16 protein-coding genes are annotated in these 18,168 nt (G+C 36.1%); 15 read left to right on the forward strand and 1 reads right to left on the reverse strand.

Going from position 1 to position 18,168, the window contains the following annotated elements; translation table 11 throughout:
* Nucleotides 1-22: 22 nt before the first annotated feature.
* The 10 genes from EB239_RS04860 to EB239_RS04905 all read left to right on the forward strand — a co-directional run bounded on the left by EB239_RS04860 (nt 23) and on the right by EB239_RS04905 (nt 11,172).
* Complete coding sequence (locus tag EB239_RS04860) at nt 23-1,081, forward strand: BMP family lipoprotein (protein WP_003869240.1); 1,059 nt, start codon at nt 23-25, stop codon at nt 1,079-1,081.
* 58 nt (nt 1,082-1,139) lie between these two features.
* Nucleotides 1,140-2,669: an ABC transporter ATP-binding protein gene (locus tag EB239_RS04865; protein ID WP_003869241.1), complete on the forward strand. Its 1,530-nt coding sequence runs from the start codon at nt 1,140-1,142 to the stop codon at nt 2,667-2,669.
* A complete protein-coding gene (locus EB239_RS04870) occupies nt 2,669-3,727 on the forward strand; it encodes an ABC transporter permease (protein WP_003869242.1) in 1,059 nt (352 codons plus the stop codon). Before EB239_RS04865 ends, EB239_RS04870 begins: the two co-directional genes overlap by 1 nt.
* Nucleotides 3,724-4,647 carry an ABC transporter permease gene (locus EB239_RS04875; RefSeq protein ID WP_003869243.1) on the forward strand — a complete coding sequence of 308 codons (924 nt, stop codon included), beginning with the start codon at nt 3,724-3,726 and terminating at the stop codon, nt 4,645-4,647. Before EB239_RS04870 ends, EB239_RS04875 begins: the two co-directional genes overlap by 4 nt.
* 15 nt (nt 4,648-4,662) lie before the next feature.
* Entirely contained in the window at nt 4,663-5,388 is a 726-nt protein-coding gene (locus tag EB239_RS04880; protein ID WP_003869244.1) for a GntR family transcriptional regulator, read from the forward strand.
* 15 nt (nt 5,389-5,403) lie between these two features.
* A complete protein-coding gene (locus tag EB239_RS04885; RefSeq protein ID WP_003869245.1) occupies nt 5,404-5,811 on the forward strand; it encodes a cytidine deaminase in 408 nt (135 codons plus the stop codon).
* Between the two features lie 42 nt (nt 5,812-5,853).
* Nucleotides 5,854-7,023, forward strand: a complete 1,170-nt coding sequence (locus EB239_RS04890) for a phosphopentomutase (protein WP_003869246.1) — start codon at nt 5,854-5,856, stop codon at nt 7,021-7,023.
* Nucleotides 7,024-7,038: 15 nt separating this feature from the next.
* On the forward strand, nt 7,039-8,334 hold the full coding sequence (locus tag EB239_RS04895; protein ID WP_003869247.1) for a pyrimidine-nucleoside phosphorylase: 1,296 nt from the start codon (nt 7,039-7,041) through the stop codon (nt 8,332-8,334).
* A gap of 121 nt (nt 8,335-8,455) precedes the next feature.
* On the forward strand, nt 8,456-10,102 hold the full coding sequence (locus tag EB239_RS04900) for a methyl-accepting chemotaxis protein (RefSeq protein WP_003869248.1): 1,647 nt from the start codon (nt 8,456-8,458) through the stop codon (nt 10,100-10,102).
* A 122-nt stretch (nt 10,103-10,224) separates the two neighbouring features.
* Nucleotides 10,225-11,172: a DUF7916 family protein gene (locus EB239_RS04905; protein WP_003869249.1), complete on the forward strand. Its 948-nt coding sequence runs from the start codon at nt 10,225-10,227 to the stop codon at nt 11,170-11,172.
* Nucleotides 11,173-11,218: 46 nt separating this feature from the next.
* Here EB239_RS04905 and EB239_RS04910 read toward each other — a convergent pair whose 3' ends face one another.
* Nucleotides 11,219-11,794 (reverse strand): Uma2 family endonuclease, encoded by a 576-nt coding sequence (locus EB239_RS04910; protein ID WP_003869250.1) that lies wholly within the window; start codon nt 11,792-11,794, stop codon nt 11,219-11,221.
* A gap of 285 nt (nt 11,795-12,079) precedes the next feature.
* Here EB239_RS04910 and nagE point away from each other — a divergent pair, with 285 nt between their 5' ends.
* The 5 genes from nagE to EB239_RS04935 all read left to right on the forward strand — a co-directional run bounded on the left by nagE (nt 12,080) and on the right by EB239_RS04935 (nt 18,157).
* Nucleotides 12,080-13,480 carry an N-acetylglucosamine-specific PTS transporter subunit IIBC gene (nagE, locus tag EB239_RS04915; RefSeq protein ID WP_003869251.1) on the forward strand — a complete coding sequence of 467 codons (1,401 nt, stop codon included), beginning with the start codon at nt 12,080-12,082 and terminating at the stop codon, nt 13,478-13,480.
* 113 nt (nt 13,481-13,593) lie between these two features.
* Nucleotides 13,594-14,079 carry a PTS sugar transporter subunit IIA gene (locus EB239_RS04920; protein ID WP_003869252.1) on the forward strand — a complete coding sequence of 162 codons (486 nt, stop codon included), beginning with the start codon at nt 13,594-13,596 and terminating at the stop codon, nt 14,077-14,079.
* A 17-nt stretch (nt 14,080-14,096) separates the two neighbouring features.
* The gene (glcT, locus tag EB239_RS04925) at nt 14,097-14,924 is read left to right on the forward strand and encodes a glucose PTS transporter transcription antiterminator GlcT (RefSeq protein WP_003869253.1); all 828 of its coding nucleotides are present in this window, start codon (nt 14,097-14,099) and stop codon (nt 14,922-14,924) included.
* 131 nt (nt 14,925-15,055) lie between these two features.
* Nucleotides 15,056-16,207 (forward strand): homocitrate synthase, encoded by a 1,152-nt coding sequence (gene nifV, locus EB239_RS04930; RefSeq protein ID WP_003869254.1) that lies wholly within the window; start codon nt 15,056-15,058, stop codon nt 16,205-16,207.
* Between the two features lie 24 nt (nt 16,208-16,231).
* Nucleotides 16,232-18,157 carry an aconitate hydratase gene (locus tag EB239_RS04935; RefSeq protein ID WP_003869255.1) on the forward strand — a complete coding sequence of 642 codons (1,926 nt, stop codon included), beginning with the start codon at nt 16,232-16,234 and terminating at the stop codon, nt 18,155-18,157.
* Nucleotides 18,158-18,168 lie beyond the last annotated feature (11 nt).

An 18,168-nucleotide genomic window follows, 5' to 3' on the forward strand; every position in this document is an offset into this window, starting at 1 on the left:
ATTTTTTGTAGGAGGTTATATGATGAAAAGGTGGCGTGTTGTTTTAGCATCCTTGTTAATTGTAGTGTTATCAGTTTCAGTGCTTTTGTCAGGATGCTCTTCAAAGACAAAGCAAGAAAGTACACAACCCCAAACTACTACACAAGAATCTAAAAACAAAGATTTTAAAGTAGGTCTTGTAACAGATGTGGGTGGCATCAATGACCACAGCTTTAACCAAATGGCTTATGAAGGCTTGCAAAGAGCTGCTAAAGAATTAGGTGTTACAGTTAACGTAATACAATCAAAGAAAATGGAAGACTATGTACCAAACTTAACAAATTTTGCACAACAAGGGTACAACTTGATAATTGCAGTAGGTTTTATGATGCATGATGCTGTTGAAGAAGTATCACAAAAATTCCCAGACACGAAATTTCTTATAATTGACTCAGAAGTGACAGACAGACCTAATGTTTCATCAGCTATGTTCAAGACAGAGCAAGTCGGTTATCTTGTAGGTGCTATGGCTGGATTAATGGAGAAAGAAAAAGTCGGTAAAGTAAAAGGTACAAACACCATAGGTGTGGTTGGAGGAATGCAAATACCACCAGTTGATAGCTTTATTGCAGGTTATCAACAAGGTGCAAAAGCTGTAAATCCTGACATAAAAATTATTATCAATTATACAAATAATTTCAATGACCCTGCGGCAGGTAAGCAAATGGCTTTGACAGAGATAAGCCAGGGTGCAGAAATAATCTTCCAAGTTGCTGGTGGTACTGGTGACGGAGTAATAAAAGCGGCACAAGAGAAAAACGTATATGCTATTGGTGTTGACGCAGACCAAAGCTATTTAGCTCCTGATCATGTTTTGACATCAGCAGTAAAAAGAGTTGATGTTGCAACATATGATGTTATAAAGGATACTTTAAATGGTAACTTCAAGAGTGGTATTGTATACTTTGATTTGAAAAACGAGGGTGTAGGAATAGGTAAAGTGAATAAAGATGTTCCACAATCTATCATAGATAAAGTTAATCAATTAGCACAGGATATAAAAGACGGTAAGATAACAGTATCTGATAAAGTTTCAAAATAAACTAAAACCATAAAAACCGGGGCTGAATACTGTTCAGCCCCTTTTTGGAGGTAGGAGTATGAGCGCGATATTAGAAGTAAAGAATATTACGAAAGTATTTCCTAAGGTTGTAGCAAATGACAATGTCAACCTTACAGTTGAAAAGGGAGAAATTCACGCTATACTTGGAGAAAACGGTGCTGGCAAATCTACTTTAATGAATATTATATACGGTTTATATAAACCGGATTCAGGTAAGCTTATTTTTGATGGGGAAGAACTCAATCTAAGTGGTCCTCATGAAGCTATTGAAAAGGGTATAGGAATGGTACACCAACACTTTATGCTTATTCCTGTTTTGACAGTTGCAGAAAACATCGTATTAGGTGCAGAGCCTAAAGGCATAACTTACGATAGGAAAAAAGCAAATGAACTCATAAGAGAGATTTCACAAAAATATCACTTAGAAATAGATCCTGAAGCAAAAGTAAAAGATTTATCTGTTGGTCTTCAGCAAAGGGTTGAAATTTTAAAGGCTTTCTATAGGAAAGCGAAACTTTTGATTTTAGATGAGCCGACAGCTATGCTTACTCCTCAGGAAACAGAAAAATTATTTGAAATAATGAGAGAACTTGTAAAACAAGGTATGTCAATAATATTTATAAGTCACAAATTAGAAGAAGTATTAGAGATTTCTGATAGAGTTACTGTTATGAGAAGAGGTAAAGCTGTTGGTACTTTAAACACAAAAGAAACGAATGAGCAAGAACTTGCTAATTTGATGGTGGGTAGAGAAGTAGTATTGAGAATAGAAAAGAGCGAATACAAGCCAGGAAATGTTGTTTTAAGTGTTAAAAATTTAAATGTAGTTGATCAACAGAATGTTCCAAAAGTGAAAGATGTAAGTTTTGATATTCGAGAAGGAGAAATTTTTGGACTGGCTGGTATTGATGGAAATGGGCAGTTAGAATTAGTAGAAGCTATAATGGGATTAAGGCCTAAGAAATCAGGTAATATTTTATTTTACGGAAAAGATGTTACAAATTTCCCTACAAGACAACTTTATAGAGAGGGTATATCGTATATTCCACAAGATAGGCAAGCAGATGGACTTGTTTTGGATTTTACAATTGCAGAAAATTTGATTTTGAGGGAATATAAAGATCCCACCTATTCTCGCTATGGTGTAATTCAATATAAAAAAGTATATGAAAATGCCGAGAAAAAAGTCAAAGAATTTGACGTAAGGCCTCCCGAATACATGCTTAAGGCTCGTGGTTTATCAGGAGGAAATCAGCAAAAAGTTATTTTGGCAAGAGAGGTAGGATACAATCCTAAGCTTTTGATTGCAGTTCAGCCTACAAGAGGTATGGATGTTGGCGCCATAGAATATATCCATAAGAGAATACTGGAATTGAGAGATAAAGGTGCTGCTGTATTTCTCATTTCATTAGAGCTAGAAGAAATAATGTCATTATCAGATAGGATTGGAGTTATATACAATGGACAGCTTATGGATATTTTGGACGGCAAAACTGCAACGAGAGAACAAATAGGAATGCTTATGGCTGGTTCACGATTTGATAAGACGACATTGGAGGCGAGATAATGAAGAATCTTTTAAAAGAACTGTATATTCCTGTTGTAGCTGTGCTTATAGCAATAATAGTTGGTTCTATTATAATGCTTATTACAGGATTTAATCCTATAACAGCTTATATATCTTTATTTATAGGTGCTTTTGGTTCAGTTAATAATATTGCAAATACTCTTGCAGCTGCTGTACCTCTTATATTGACAGGATTGGGTGTAGCTATATCTTTTAAGGCTGGACTATTTAATATAGGTGCAGAAGGACAGTATTGGATAGGTGCAATAGTAGGTGTTTGGATAGGCTATAGTTTTACTGGATTGCCATGGTATATTCATATACCCTTTGCACTTATAGCTGCGATGATAGCAGGAGGACTTTGGGCAGGACTCATTCCAGGACTTGCAAAAGCCTATACTGGTGCTAATGAAGTTATAACTACCATGATGATGAGTTATATTGCTATATATTTTAGCCATTTTTTACTTGAGTTTGGCCCTATGATGGAGAAGGGAGGAACAATTCCTCAATCTCCTGTAATTAAGGAAAGTGCAGTAATACCATTTTTGATTCAAAACACTCAACTTTCTTATGGAATTTTTATTGCTCTTGCTGCTGCAATTTTTGTATATTGGCTTATGTTTAAAACGACATGGGGTTTTGAAATGAGAGCAGTAGGATATAATCAAAGAGCAGCAAGGTACGCAGGAATGAATGTGCCTTTGAATATGGTGCTTTCATTAGGACTAAGTGGCGCCTTTGCAGGACTTGCAGGTGCTGTTCAGATGTTAGGAGTCCAGCATAGGCTTTATGACAGTTTTACTTCTGGATACGGTTATACAGCAATAGTTGTAGCGCTTCTCGCAAACAACAATCCGATAGGAGTTATATTTGCGGCAATTTTGTTTGCGGCTTTAGGTACTGGTTCTCAGTATATGCAGCTTAATGCGCAGGTACCAGGTCAAATGGCAGACGTTATTACAGGGCTTATAGTATTCTTCGTTGCAGCTCATAGAGTAGCAGAAGTTATAAAAGGTATGTTTGCTAAAAAGCAAAAGAAGGAGGCAGAAGCATGAAGGAAATATTTTTAAATCCACAACTTTGGGCAGCTACTTTGGCTATGGCCACACCATTAGCATTACCTGCGCTAGGTGGTACTTTTTCTGAAAGATCTGGCGTCGTAAATATAGCGATGGAAGGTATTATGCTTATTGCAGCGTTTTTTGCAGTTGTATTTGCTCATGCGACAGGTAGCGCTTGGTTAGGATTTTTAGGTGCTATAATAGTAGGGCTTATAGTTGCTTTGATTTTTGCGTGGGCGGCTGTAAGCTTAACGGCTAATCAAATAATTTTAGGTATGGCAATTAATATTTTTGCATCGGGTATTACGGCGTACCTTTTAAATACGATGTATGGTTTTACAGGTACTCCTACTGATACTCCTATGCTTCCCACTATAGATATTCCAGGCATTAAGAATATACCATTTTTAGGTCAAGTTTTAAGTGGGCACAGTGTAGTAGTATATTTGATGATAATAATTTTATTCATATCAGATTATTTTCTGTTCCACACAAATTTGGGACTAAGACTTCGAGCAGTTGGTGAAAATCCTGAGGCGGCTGAAACAGCGGGTATTGATGTTATAAAATTAAGGTATCTTGGCGTTGCATTAAGCGGTATTCTTTCTGCGATGGGTGGCGCTTACCTGTCAATAGGTGCGTTAAATAGTTTCAACCCTGATATGACAAGTGGTAGAGGTTATATTGCGTTGGCAGCAATGATTTTTGGTAAATGGACACCTTTTGGGTCTTTTGGTGCTGCACTTCTCTTTGGATTTGCAACAGCTCTCAGCATGCAGCTTCAGAATACGGCATTTTCTAAGAATATAATCATGATGTTGCCCTATATATTGACAATACTTGCACTTGTGGGTGTCGGTGGAAAGAGCGTGCCACCTGCTGCAGATGGAGTACCTTATACACCAAAGAAATAAGGGGATTTTATGTCGATGTTGTTACCTGAGAAAAAACCGCTGTATGAGCTCGCCTTAAGGAAAATGGAAGAATTGATAAAGACAGGGCAGTGGAAGGAAGGGAGCAAGCTCCCTTCTGAATCACAGCTTGCCAAACAATTTGGCATTAGTCGAGCTACTTTAAGGGAAGCAATGAGAATTTTAGAAGATGAAGGACTTATAGTGAAACAGCAAGGGGTAGGAACTTTTGTAAGGAGAAAACCACTTATAAAGAGTGGCTTGGAAGAGTTATTTAGTGTTACCACTTTAATTGAAAGACAAGGAATGGTGCCTGGTACAAAAGATTTTACCGTATACAAACTTCCTGTTACAGAAAATGAGGCAAATCATCTTAGATTAAAGCCAGGAGATATCATATATAAAGTAGAAAGGGTAAGGACAGCTGATGATGTGCCTGTTGTTTACTGTATAGATAGATTGCCTCAAAATATTGTAGGGGAATCTTTTACGGGATTTGAGCAATCTGTGTTTGCTTATCTTGAAAGTGAGCATTCTATAACAATAACTTATGCAGTTTCCAATATAAGAGTCATAAAACATGACCCTGTAGTTGAGAAAAAACTTATGATGGATAAAAATGATTCAATACTTCTTTTAGAGCAAGTCCATTACGATGAAAACAACATGCCAATCCTTTATTCTTCTAACTATTTTAACGCATCTAAATTTGATTTCTATATTATACGCAAAAGGACATTATGAAAGTAGGTGCATAAGATGGAATATAAAGATTATGAGAAGCTTATAGATTTAGCAAAAGAGGCGAGGGAAAGGGCTTATGTGCCTTATTCCCATTTTAAAGTAGGTGCTTGTGTTCTTACTGAAAATGGCAAAACTTATCAAGGCTGCAATATTGAAAATGCTTCTTATGGTCTTACAAATTGTGCAGAAAGAACAGCTCTCTTTAATGCTTATGCAAATGGAGAAAGGAAATTAAAGGCAATTGCTGTTGTTGCTGACACTGAAGGTCCTGTCTCTCCTTGTGGTGCTTGTAGGCAGGTAATGATGGAACTTGGTGGAGAAGACATGGTCGTGATACTCAGCAATATGAAAGGCGATTACGCTGTTGTTACTGTTAAAGACTTATTGCCAGGTGCTTTTACCTCAAAAGATTTAAGGGAATAATGGGGAATAATACGTACACAAGTTCATAGAAGAGGTGGTAAAATGTTCAAAAGAGTCATACTAATAGTTTTAGATAGCGTCGGAGTAGGAGAATTGCCAGACGCATATAAATTTGGAGATGAGGGTTCTAATACTTTAGGTCACGTCACAGAAAAAACAGGTATTGAACTTCCTAATATGGGAAAATTAGGTTTGGGAAATATTATACCTTTAAAAAGCGTTCCTGAAAACCCGAATGCTGTTGGCGGATATGGCAAAATGGCTGAAAAATCAGCAGGCAAAGATACTACAACAGGCCATTGGGAGATAGCAGGACTTATTACTGAAAAGCCTTTCCCTACTTATCCCCATGGTTTCCCTGAGGAAATTATCAAAGAGTTTGAGAAGAGGATTGGGAGAAAAGTTTTGGGAAATAAGCCTGCTTCAGGAACTGAAATAATAAAAGAATTGGGAGAAGAACATGTAAAAACAGGATATCCTATAGTTTATACTTCTGCTGATAGCGTATTTCAAGTAGCAGCCCATGAGGATGTCATACCTCTTGAAGAGCTTTATAGAATTTGTGAAATTGCCAGGGAAATACTAAAAGGAGACCATGCGGTGGGAAGAGTCATTGCAAGGCCTTTTACCGGTACTCCTGGAAATTTTGTGAGAACAGGAAATAGGAGAGATTTTTCGTTAAAGCCTTTTGAGCCTACTATATTAGATATGTTAAAAGAAGCTGGATATGAGGTTTTTGCTATAGGAAAGATTGAGGATATTTTCGCTGGACAGGGAATTACTGAAAAAAACCATACGACAAACAATGACGAGGGCATTACAGCTACTATAAAAGCGATGGATGAAATTAAAAATGGCTTGATTTTTACAAATTTAGTTGATTTTGATATGTTGTATGGCCATAGAAATGATGTTGAAGGATATGCAAAAGCTCTAACACATTTTGATAACAGACTTCCTGAGATAATGGGAAAACTTACAAAGGAAGATTTACTAATTATAACTGCTGACCATGGGTGTGACCCTACTACACCAAGTACTGATCATTCAAGGGAGTATGTACCACTATTAGTTTATAGTCCTTCAATGAAACATGGAATAAATCTTGGAGTGAGAAGTACTTATTCAGACGTTGCAGCTACAATAGCCGAGATATTTAAAGTTGGACCTACAAAACATGGCACATCTTTCTTGAAGGAATTACCTTTATGAGTGGGGGGATAATTTATGCGAATGTATGACCTTATAATGAAAAAGAGAGATGGTGGAGTTCTTACAAAAGAAGAGATTGATTTTATAATCTCTTCTTACACAAAAGATTATATTCCTGATTATCAGATGAGCGCTTTAGCAATGGCCATATATTTTAGGGGAATGACACCAGAAGAGACTGCCAATCTTACTATGGCTATGGCTTATTCTGGCGATGTGATGGATTTATCAGCGATTAAAGGAATCAAAGTGGATAAACACTCAACCGGTGGTGTAGCTGATACTACCACATTAGTACTTGCTCCTATGGTAGCAGCCTGTGGAGCTCCTGTTGCCAAAATGTCAGGAAGAGGTTTAGGGCATACTGGTGGAACGATAGACAAACTGGAGTCAATACCAGGAATGAGAGTAGAACTCAGCGAAGAAGAGTTTATTGACAACGTAAATAAATACGGTATTGCTGTGATTGGGCAGACTAAAAATCTCACTCCTGCAGATAAAAAGTTATATGCATTAAGGGATGTTACTGCGACAGTAGATTCTATTCCGCTTATAGCGAGCTCTATAATGAGTAAAAAGATTGCTGCAGGAGCGGATGGAATAGTATTAGATGTAAAAGTTGGAAGAGGAGCTTTCATGAAAGACTTAGAAAGTGCCAAAGCCCTTGCTAAGTTGATGGTGGATATAGGAAATTCTGTAGGGAGAAAGACTGTAGCCCACGTTACAAATATGGATTATCCGTTAGGGCTTGCGATAGGAAATGCACTTGAGATAGTAGAAGCTGTTCAAGTATTGAAAGGTCATGGTTCTAAAGATTTATTGGAAGTATGTATGCTACTTGGTTCTGATATGCTTCAAATTGCAGGTGTTGCAAAAGACGACAAAGAGGCGAGGGCAAAACTAAAAGAAGCACTTGATAGCGGAAAAGCCCTACAAAAATTTAAAGAATTTATAAAGGCTCAAGGTGGAGATGAAAGAGTAGTTGACGATTTATCACTTTTACCACAGGCTAAGTATATAAGACCTTGGATTGCCGACAGGGATGTATATATAAAAGACCTGATGGCTTTAGATTTAGGCCTTGTAGCGATGAAGTTAGGAGCGGGAAGAGAGAAAAAAGAAGACAAAATAGATTTAGCAGTCGGTATAATGTTAGGTGGAAAAGTTGGAGATATAGTTAGAAAAGGTGAGCCTATTGCTACAATATATGCTAATGATGAGGGTAAAGCTGAATGGGCTTTAAATGAAATTAAAAAGTATATTCTTCTCTCTGATGAGCCTGTGGAAAGGCCAACATTAATATTTGAGTAACAAAAAAGCGGTTCTTTTTAGTGTTTTGTAAGAAGAACCGCTTATTTCTATTAAGTTTTGCTGATTTAAACCGATAAATAAATATGGAATTTTTTATTTTATCTAGAGGGGAGAAGTGCAAATGGGAAAAACTATTCGAGCTCAGGTTGTGCGATCTTTTGTAATTATAGGTATTTTAACAGTTATACTTTCGGTGATTGTGAATTTAGGACTTATAAATACTATTAACAACATTGAAAAATTAAGAAAATATGTGGTAAATCAAGTCATTAACGTGTCAAATGCCCAAGTTCAAATTGCGGTATTAAGTGGCAATATTCAACAAACTTTAAATGACTATATGAATGGCAATGCGACAAATTTTTCCGTTGGAGTTCCAATTAGTTCGATGGAGACCTACATTGCTAATATCCAAAATAGCTTAGATGACTATAAAAATACCAAGAATTACGACTCACTTAATAAAAATTTATTGCTAATTAAAGAAGGTATTCAGAACCTAAAGAAAGCAGTAAATGAATTACCCGAAAAGTATGACTCTGTTAATGATAGCGACAAAGTAGTAACTATTACTTATTATTTGAATCATATACAAAGTGCTTTGAATGATTTTAGTTCTACATATTCCCAGGGCTTTTTACCCTATTTTAATCAAATGATAGAAAATAATAAAAGAAATTTTTACATATCACTAGGAATGAGTATTGTAATACTATTGATAATTTTAATTTATGCAGCGATAATAATAAGAAAATTAAGGAAATATGCGAAACTTATTAATTCTGAAATTATAAATGCAGAAAAGCAATCAGAAGAAGTCATGAATTATGCGGTAAACATAAGAAACAAATCAGAAGAAAATACTATGAACATAACTTCTTCAAAACAAGGTTTAGAGGATTTAGTAAATGGAATTAACATAATTTCGGAAAATATAAATGAAGTTGCTGAGTCTATTACTAAAGTTTCAGAGACTAATGAAAATTTGTCACAAGTCTCCGATAAACTTATGAGAGATATGAATGAAGCAATGATGAAAATCAAAGAAATAGAAGAAAATGCAAACAGGCAAGGAGAAGAAGTTAAATCATTAATTGAGTCTTTACAAGAGAGCTTGGAAAACTCCAAAAATACTTCAAAACAACTAAATGAGCTAGATAAAAGAATGGGTGGTATAAAAGATATTCTTTATTCAATATCAGATATAGCTGAACAGACGAATCTTTTGGCACTTAATGCGGCAATTGAAGCAGCAAGGGCTGGAGAAAATGGAAGAGGATTTGCGGTTGTAGCAGAGGAAATAAGAAAACTTGCAGCGCAATCGACAGAAAGTGTAGAAAGAATAGGAGAAATAATAGAATCTCTTACCCAATTTACAAGAAATACTGTGGATAATGTCATCAAAAACATTGATAATTCTACAAAAGCATCTCAGGAGGTAAATAAAGTATTAGATATATTTGAGCAGACAAAAGAAGGGTTTGACAAAGTCGCTGATATTATTAGTGAAATTTCTGTTGCAGCAGAAGAAACAGCCGTAAGTTCTAGTCAAACGCTACAAGCCATGAAAAACGTAATGTCAGCATCACAAAATATATCAGCACAGGTAGAAGAATTACTTGCCTCATCTGAGCAGCTTCTTGCAGAGATAAATGTAGTAGATGAAAATAATTTAAAAAATCTTGAACACATAAAAGAACAAGTTGAATATGCAGAAAATCAAAAAGCTAATATGCAGAAAATTACAAGTATAGTGATGCAGTTGTAATAATTGACATACACTACTTCATGGTATATAATTTAGTTAAACAGCGTGCGACGGGTTACGGCATGAGCTGGTAAGGTAGCTATTACCTTGCCAGCTTTTAATTTTGAGAGAGGAGGATTTTTATGAAAAGGATTTTTGAGCTTACAATGAAAGACATTGAGAGAATGGACAAAAATACACTCATTGAAACAATCAAAACTTCCGAAGGAAGGACGGTAATGGCAGAGACTATTGTAACAGTTCCACCGCTGGTTTATGGAGTATCAAACATGGAGCTTGCAGCGGCTTTTGGCAGTGATATGATTACGTTGAATTTTTTTGATTTTCAAAAACCATTTATTTTTGGTATAGATGATGCAGGAATAAACTTTTCAGCTGGGCCTTCTGAATTACAAAAAATAGTCGAAATAGCCTCCAAAAACGCAGAAGATTTTGACTACATCAAGAGAGTTAAAAAAATTGTTGGAAGGTTTATAGGTGTAAATATAGAGCCTGTTCCTGAAGGAGTAGAATATGTAGAGGGACGAAAATTAAATAAAGAAAATCTTTTAAAAGCTAAAGAATACGGATTTGATTATATCGTTATAACTGGGAATCCCAATACAGGGGTAAGTGTAGGCACGATAATAAAAGGAATAGAATTAGCAAAAGAGATTTTGGGCGAAAATATGATGATCATTGCCGGAAAAATGCACGGTGCTGGTTCAGGAAACATATATGAAGACAAAATTTTAAAAGATTTTGTAAAAGCAGGTGCCGACTGTATTTTGATACCAGCGCCTGGTACTGTTCCAGGAATTGATTTAAATCTTGCAAAAAGACAGATAGATTCAATACATGAAGAAGGGGCATTAGCAATGACTACAATTGGCACCTCACAAGAAGGCTCACAAAAAAGCACAATAGAATTTATCGGGGTTCAATCAAAAATGGCGGGAGCAGACATACAGCATATAGGAGATGCAGGATATGCAGGAGTGGCACTTCCTGAAAACATAATGGCACTTTCTATTGCTATAAGAGGAGTAAGGCATACTTATAGGAGAATGGCATATTCTTTGAATAAGTAATTATGGTTATAAAAAAAGGCCTATGATGAATTCACCATAGGCCTTTTTACACTCTTTTGAATATGTCTTTTAAATTTATAGTGAGGTCATCGAAGATACTCACTTTTATGCTATCATCTTCTGAGTAGGTTTTAACTATTCTGTAACGTCCATCTTCAAGGATAAACACCATAACGACTTTTTGCTCAGGTTCGACTATCCAATATTCCTTTACTCCCGCTTTTTCGTATAGATTAAATTTTTCTACCTTATCTTTTCTTGCAGTAGATGGTGATACAATTTCTACAATTAAGTCAGGAGCTCCTTTACATCCTTCATCATCTAACTTTGATTCGTCACATACGACCACTATATCCGGTTCAACGATAGTCTTTATTTCTTTATCACTTTTTTCATTGCCAGAAGGAAACCTTACACCAAAAGGTGCACTGTATACTCTACAACTTTTATCTTTCAGATATACAGAAAAAGCAGTTAATAGTTCTCTTGAAATTTCTTGGTGAATTCTCGATGGAGGTGTCATCATAAAAGGCTGTCCATTAATTAATTCAATTCTTTCTTCCTCTGGCCACATCAAAAGGTCACCATAAGTATATACCTTATCTTCTTTTGGCAATGGCATTATCAGAAACCTCCAATTTAAATATATTTTTATTATTCCTTAACTTTAATTATAAATTATTTTTCAAATAATTCAATGAAAAACGAGGGTGCGATTTAAAGATATATGTGAAATTATCAATAATTAGTTATTGACAAACTGCAAAATAGATTATATAATATTCGTAAACGAATACTAAATTACGGCGTGTTACTGCAAAAGCAGGCATGAGCCGGTCAAGGTGTTATTACCTTGCCGGCTCTTTTTGTTTAAATGCCTGAAAAATAAAAATAAGGAGGTTTTTATATGAAGTGGTTAGCAAGTGTTCAAAAACTTGGTAAAGCCTTAATGCTTCCAGTTGCTGTGTTACCTGCAGCTGCGTTGCTTTTGAGGCTTGGCGCACCTGATGTTTTCAACATTCCTTTTATTATGCAAGCAGGTGCAGCGGTATTTGACAATTTACCTCTCATCTTTGCTATAGGTATTGCAATAGGTTTTGCTGATGGAGATGGTGTAGCAGCTCTTGCCGCAGCAGTTGGCTATTTTGTACTGACAAAAGGTGCGACAACTATAAACAAAGATATCAACATGGGAGTTTTAGGCGGTATTTTAATGGGTATCATAGCCGGTTATCTGTATAACAAGTATCATGATATTAAACTTCCTGATTTCTTAGGCTTCTTTGGTGGAAAAAGATTTGTGCCTATTGTAACAGCTTTCGCGGCAATTGTGTTAGCTTTTGCAATGGGATATGTATGGCCTCCAATACAGAAGGGCATATATGCTGTAGGTGAATGGATAATTGGAGCGGGAGCACTTGGAGTATTTGTATATGGTGTACTCAATAGGCTTTTGATTCCTTTTGGACTTCATCACGTTATAAACAGTCTTGTCTGGTTTGTATTTGGTACTTTTAAAACAGCAGCTGGCAAAGTTGTAACTGGGGATTTAAACAGATTCTTTGCAGGCGACCCAACAGCAGGAACATTTATGGCAGGGTTTTATCCTATTATGATGTTTGGGCTTCCAGCAGCAGCACTGGCTATGTTGGCGGCAGCAAAGCCAAACCAAAGAAAAGCTGTGTCTGGTGTGTTAATAAGTGCAGCTCTTACAGCATTTCTAACAGGTATTACAGAGCCTATTGAATTTTCATTTATGTTCTTGGCGCCAGTACTTTATGTAATACACGCTCTTTTAACAGGTTTATCTCTTGCTATAACTTATGTTCTTGGTATAAAGGATGGCTTTGGCTTTTCAGCTGGTCTCATTGACTATATCTTAAGCTATGGTATAGCTACAAAACCTCTTTTGCTCCTTCTAATAGGTATAATTTATGGTGCAATATACTATGTAATTTTCTACTATATAATAGTGAAATTCAACCTGCCAACTCCTGGCAGATTAGAAGAAGAAGCTGTTGACCAATATGCAGACATGTCAAAATCAGAACTTGGTGATATTGCTGCACAATACGTAGAAGTATTGGGTGGAGCAGAAAACATCCAGTCTTTGGAGGCTTGCATAACAAGGTTGCGCTTGACTGTGAAAGACGATACAATAATAGACGATGATAAACTTAAAAAATTAGGAGCAACAGGTGTTATGAGAATGGGCAAAAATGCATTGCAAGTAATTGTTGGTACAAAAGCTGATTTGATTGCACAAGAAATGAAAAAACACATGAAAAAAGCAGGAGGTAAAATTTAAGGTGAAAATGTTTTAGGCGGCCGTAAACTGGCCGCCATCAAAATTATTTTAAGAAGTTTGAAATATATGGGTATAATAAGATATTATAAAAAATACAGAAAGGGATGGTATACATGTTTAACATATTTAAAAAGAAAAAATACGTAGATATATATTCTCCTATTAATGGCAGATTATTAAAAATTGAAGATGTCCCAGACCCTGTGTTTTCTCAAAAAATGGTAGGAGATGGAGTGGCATTAGAACCTAAAGAAGGTATAGTATATTCACCGGTTAATGGCACTATTATACAATTATTCCCTACAAAACATGCTTTGGGAATAAAAACAGAAGAAGGTTTGGAGGTACTAATTCATATTGGGATGGATACAGTAGAAATGAAAGGAAATGGATTTGAAAGTTTTGTTTCCGAAGGTGAAAAAGTCAAAGTAGGAGATAAGTTGATAAAATTTGATATGGAATTGGTTAAAAAAGAACACCCATTGACATCTCCAATTATTATTACTAATATGGATATAGTGGATAAAATTGTAAAAGAACCTGATGGTGAGGAAGTAAAAGCTGGAAACACAAAGGTTATGAGAGTATACCTCAAGTAAAAAGTGAGGTATTGATTATGCATCGGGTAATAAAAGTTCTTAACAATAACGTGTGTATGGCAAAGGATGATAAAAATGTGGAATGCATAGTTGTGGGAAAAGGTATAGGATTTGGCAAAAGACCGGGTGATATTATTGAAGAAGATAAATTAGAGAAAATATTTTATGTACAAGAGGATGTTAATAAGATTAAATTTTCTGAGTTAATGGAAAAGATAAGAGGAGATGTAATAGGGATTGCAGAAGAAATAATAGCGATGGCAGAAAGAATAAAAAGCAAAAAACTTAATGAGCATATACACATTGCACTTGCTGATCACATTGCCTTTGCGATTGAAAGAATAAATATGGGAATAGAAATAAAAAACCCTTTTAATATAGAAATAAAAGCTTTGTATAAAGATGATTATAATATTGCATTAAAAGCGCTGGAATTGATAAATCAAAGACTTAACATTTCACTTCCTGAGGATGAAGCAGGCTTTATAGCTCTTCACTTGCATGCTGCTTTAGAAAATGCTGGTTTATCAAACACTTTAAAAAATACTAGATTGGTATCTCAATTAGTGTCAACAATTGAAAACCACCTAGGGAAACATATTGACAGGGATTCGATTGATTATCTAAGGCTTGTAACTCACTTGCGTTTTGCTATTGATAGATTAGAAAAAAATTCACCTGTGGTAAATGAACTTTTAGCCTCTATAAAGAAAAAATTCAAAAAAGCTTATAATATATCAATACAAGTAGCAAAAGTAATAGAAGATACGTTAGGAAAGAAAGTGCCTGAGGAAGAAATAGGATATATTGCAATACACATTCAGCGATTAATCAATACTATTTAACAAACCCGAACCAAAAGTAATTTTAGTTCGGGTTTTGCAATTTTTATAATACAAAATTGCAAAATACTATTGACTTTATAAGGGGTTACATATAAAATATGTTATAAAGAGTTTTTGAAGGGGGAAGTGAAATGACTTTTAAAAAAGGCAAACCGGTCCATATTGTAGACACTACTTTGAGGGACGGAGAGCAAACTGCTGGTGTTGTATTTGCAAATAACGAAAAAGTCAGAATTGCGCAAATGTTAGATGAAATTGGAATAGATCAATTAGAAGTAGGCATTCCCACAATGGGGGGGGATGAAAAGGAAACAGTTGCAAAAATTGCAAAGCTTGGGTTAAAAGCCAGTATAATGGCATGGAATAGAGCAGTTGTAAAAGACGTTCAGGAATCTTTGGAATGCGGCGTTGATGCTGTTGCAATTTCTGTGTCTACTTCTGATATTCACATTGAGCACAAACTTAAGAAGTCAAGGCAATGGGTTTTGGACAATATGACAGAAGCAGTTAGGTTTGCCAAAAAAGAAGGTGTATATGTTTCTGTCAACGCAGAAGATGCTTCTCGTACGGATATGGATTTTCTTATTGAATTTGCAAAATGCGCAAAACAAGCAGGAGCTGATCGTTTGAGATTTTGCGACACTGTAGGATTTTTAGATCCTTTTAAAACATATGATATGGTCAAGGCAATAAAAGAAGCTGTTGACATTGATATTGAAATGCATACTCATAATGACTTTGGGATGGCTACTGCCAATGCTCTTGCAGGTATGAAAGCAGGGGCAAAGTTTATAGGAGTTACAGTAAACGGCCTTGGCGAAAGAGCCGGAAATGCTGCTTTAGAAGAGATTGTAATGGCATTAAAGCACGTATACAAAATAGATTTAGGAATAGATACAACTAGATTTAGGGAAATTTCTGAATACGTTGCTTTGGCCTCAGGAAGACAGCTACCAGCATGGAAAGCTATAGTTGGAACAAATGTCTTTGCCCATGAGTCAGGTATTCATGTAGATGGTGCCCTTAAAAATCCTCACACATATGAAATATTTAACCCTGATGAAGTAGGCCTTGAAAGGCAGATTGTGATAGGCAAGCATTCTGGCACTGCGGCTCTTATAAATAAATTTAAAGAATACGGCAGAGTTTTAACAGAAGAAGAAGCAAATCAACTTTTGCCTCATGTCAGAAAATTAGCTATACAGCTTAAGAGGCCGCTTTTTGATAAAGAGCTCATGTACCTTTATGAGGATGTTATCAAAAACAGAGAAAAGGCTATATAAAATTATGTTACAGGAGTGAAGGCAATGAATCTTACACAGAAAATACTATCTTCTCACCTTGTCGAAGGAGAAATGAGAAAAGGTCAAGAAATAGCCATTAAAATTGACCAAACTTTGACTCAAGACTCCACTGGTACCATGGCGTACCTACAATTAGAAGCTCTTGGGATAGACAGAGTAAAAACTGAGCTTTCAGTTGCTTATATTGACCACAATACATTGCAGCAAGGTTCTGAAAACGCAGATGACCACAGATACATCCAGACTGTTGCAGCAAAATACGGCATATATTTTTCAAGGCCGGGAAATGGCATTTGCCATCAAGTGCATCTTGAAAGATTCGGAAGGCCAGGGAAAACTCTTTTAGGTTCTGATAGCCATACGCCAACAGCAGGTGGGTTAGGAATGTTAGCTATAGGTGCAGGAGGCTTAGATGTTGCTTTGGCTATGGCGGGAGAGCCTTACAGGATTATTATGCCTTCCATTGTCAATGTAAGGCTTACTGGGAAACTTAGACCTTGGGTATCGGCAAAGGATGTGATATTGGAGCTTTTAAGAAGACTTACTGTAAAAGGTGGAGTTGAAAAGATTTTTGAATATTCAGGGGATGGGGTAAAAACTCTATCAGTACCCGAAAGAGCTACAATTGCCAATATGGGAGCAGAGTTAGGAGCTACTACTTCAATTTTTCCCTCAGATGAAAGGACTTATGAATTTTTAAAAGCCCAAGGGAGAGAAGATGCATTTGTGCCTTTGGCTGCCGATGAAGATGCAGAATACGATGAGGTCATTGAAATAAACCTTGATGAACTGGAACCATTAGTAGCACTCCCTCATAGCCCTGATAATGTTGTAAAAGTTAAAGACGCAGGAAGGCCAAAAGTTGACCAAGTTGCTATAGGGTCATGTACAAATTCCTCTTATGCTGATTTAATGAAAGTTGCTTCCATATTGAGAGGCAAGGTTATTCAAGAACATGTAAGCCTTGTAATTGCTCCTGGTTCAAGACAAGTTCTTAACATGCTTGCAAAAAATGGTGCACTTTCAGACCTGATATCGGCAGGTGCAAGAATACTCGAAAGTGCTTGTGGACCTTGTATTGGCATGGGTCAAGCTCCCGCAACAGATGCAATTTCGATTAGAACCTTTAATAGAAACTTTTACGGCAGAAGTGGTACCAAGTCAGCGTCAGTTTATCTCGTAAGCCCTGAAGTTGCTGCTGCTGCAGCTTTGACAGGGTATTTAATAGATCCGAGAGAGTTAGGGGAAGCACCTGAAGTACCTTATGTGGAGAAATTTGAAATTAATGATAATATGATTATAAAACCGCCAGAGGATAGGGAAAAGGTGGAGATAATAAAAGGACCTAATATAAAGCCATTCCCTCTCAATACACCTCTTTCTGATATAGAAAAGAAGGTGCTAATTAAAGTAGGAGACGATATAACTACAGACCATATAATGCCTTCAAATGCTAAATTGTTACCCTTAAGGTCTAATATCCCTGAGCTTGCTAAACACTGTTTCGAAATAATAGATGAAAACTTTTCTAAAAGAGCGATTGAATGGGGCGGTGGCATAATTGTCGGTGGAAGCAACTATGGACAAGGCTCTAGCCGAGAACATGCGGCATTGGCTCCACTTCAACTGGGAGTAAAGGCTGTCATAGCAAAGTCATTTGCGAGAATACACAAAGCAAACCTTATAAATAGTGGAATTCTTCCTCTTACTTTTGTAGATGAAAAAGATTATGAAGACATTGAGGTTGGGGATGTTTTAAAGATAGAAAATGCGGTAGAACAAGTAAAAAGAGGCGGCAGGATAACAGTGAAAAACCAAACAAAAGGTACAACCTTTGAAGTAGATCTTGAGGTTTCAGATAGAAACAGAGAAGTACTCATAGCAGGTGGCATGATAAATTATGTAAAAAGTAAAAAGAAAACAAATTAAGGCACTTACTA

Origin of the sequence: Thermoanaerobacter ethanolicus JW 200, assembly GCF_003722315.1 — a bacterium.
GTDB lineage: Bacteria > Bacillota > Thermoanaerobacteria > Thermoanaerobacterales > Thermoanaerobacteraceae > Thermoanaerobacter > Thermoanaerobacter ethanolicus.

Bases quoted from the DNA above. Each gene is read 5' to 3' on its own strand.
- EB239_RS04875 (WP_003869243.1), top strand. From the start codon at position 3,724: ATGAAGGAAATATTTTTAAATCCACAACTTTGGGCAGCTACTTTGGCT.
- EB239_RS04910 (WP_003869250.1), bottom strand. From the start codon at position 11,794: ATGCCATTGCCAAAAGAAGATAAGGTATATACTTATGGTGACCTTTTG.
- EB239_RS04860 (WP_003869240.1), top strand. From the start codon at position 23: ATGAAAAGGTGGCGTGTTGTTTTAGCATCCTTGTTAATTGTAGTGTTA.
- EB239_RS04905 (WP_003869249.1), top strand. From the start codon at position 10,225: ATGAAAAGGATTTTTGAGCTTACAATGAAAGACATTGAGAGAATGGAC.
- EB239_RS04900 (WP_003869248.1), top strand. From the start codon at position 8,456: ATGGGAAAAACTATTCGAGCTCAGGTTGTGCGATCTTTTGTAATTATA.
- EB239_RS04895 (WP_003869247.1), top strand. From the start codon at position 7,039: ATGCGAATGTATGACCTTATAATGAAAAAGAGAGATGGTGGAGTTCTT.
- EB239_RS04880 (WP_003869244.1), top strand. From the start codon at position 4,663: ATGTTGTTACCTGAGAAAAAACCGCTGTATGAGCTCGCCTTAAGGAAA.
- nagE (WP_003869251.1), top strand. From the start codon at position 12,080: ATGAAGTGGTTAGCAAGTGTTCAAAAACTTGGTAAAGCCTTAATGCTT.
- glcT (WP_003869253.1), top strand. From the start codon at position 14,097: ATGCATCGGGTAATAAAAGTTCTTAACAATAACGTGTGTATGGCAAAG.
- EB239_RS04920 (WP_003869252.1), top strand. From the start codon at position 13,594: ATGTTTAACATATTTAAAAAGAAAAAATACGTAGATATATATTCTCCT.
- EB239_RS04935 (WP_003869255.1), top strand. From the start codon at position 16,232: ATGAATCTTACACAGAAAATACTATCTTCTCACCTTGTCGAAGGAGAA.
- nifV (WP_003869254.1), top strand. From the start codon at position 15,056: ATGACTTTTAAAAAAGGCAAACCGGTCCATATTGTAGACACTACTTTG.
- EB239_RS04890 (WP_003869246.1), top strand. From the start codon at position 5,854: ATGTTCAAAAGAGTCATACTAATAGTTTTAGATAGCGTCGGAGTAGGA.
- EB239_RS04865 (WP_003869241.1), top strand. From the start codon at position 1,140: ATGAGCGCGATATTAGAAGTAAAGAATATTACGAAAGTATTTCCTAAG.
- EB239_RS04870 (WP_003869242.1), top strand. From the start codon at position 2,669: ATGAAGAATCTTTTAAAAGAACTGTATATTCCTGTTGTAGCTGTGCTT.
- EB239_RS04885 (WP_003869245.1), top strand. From the start codon at position 5,404: ATGGAATATAAAGATTATGAGAAGCTTATAGATTTAGCAAAAGAGGCG.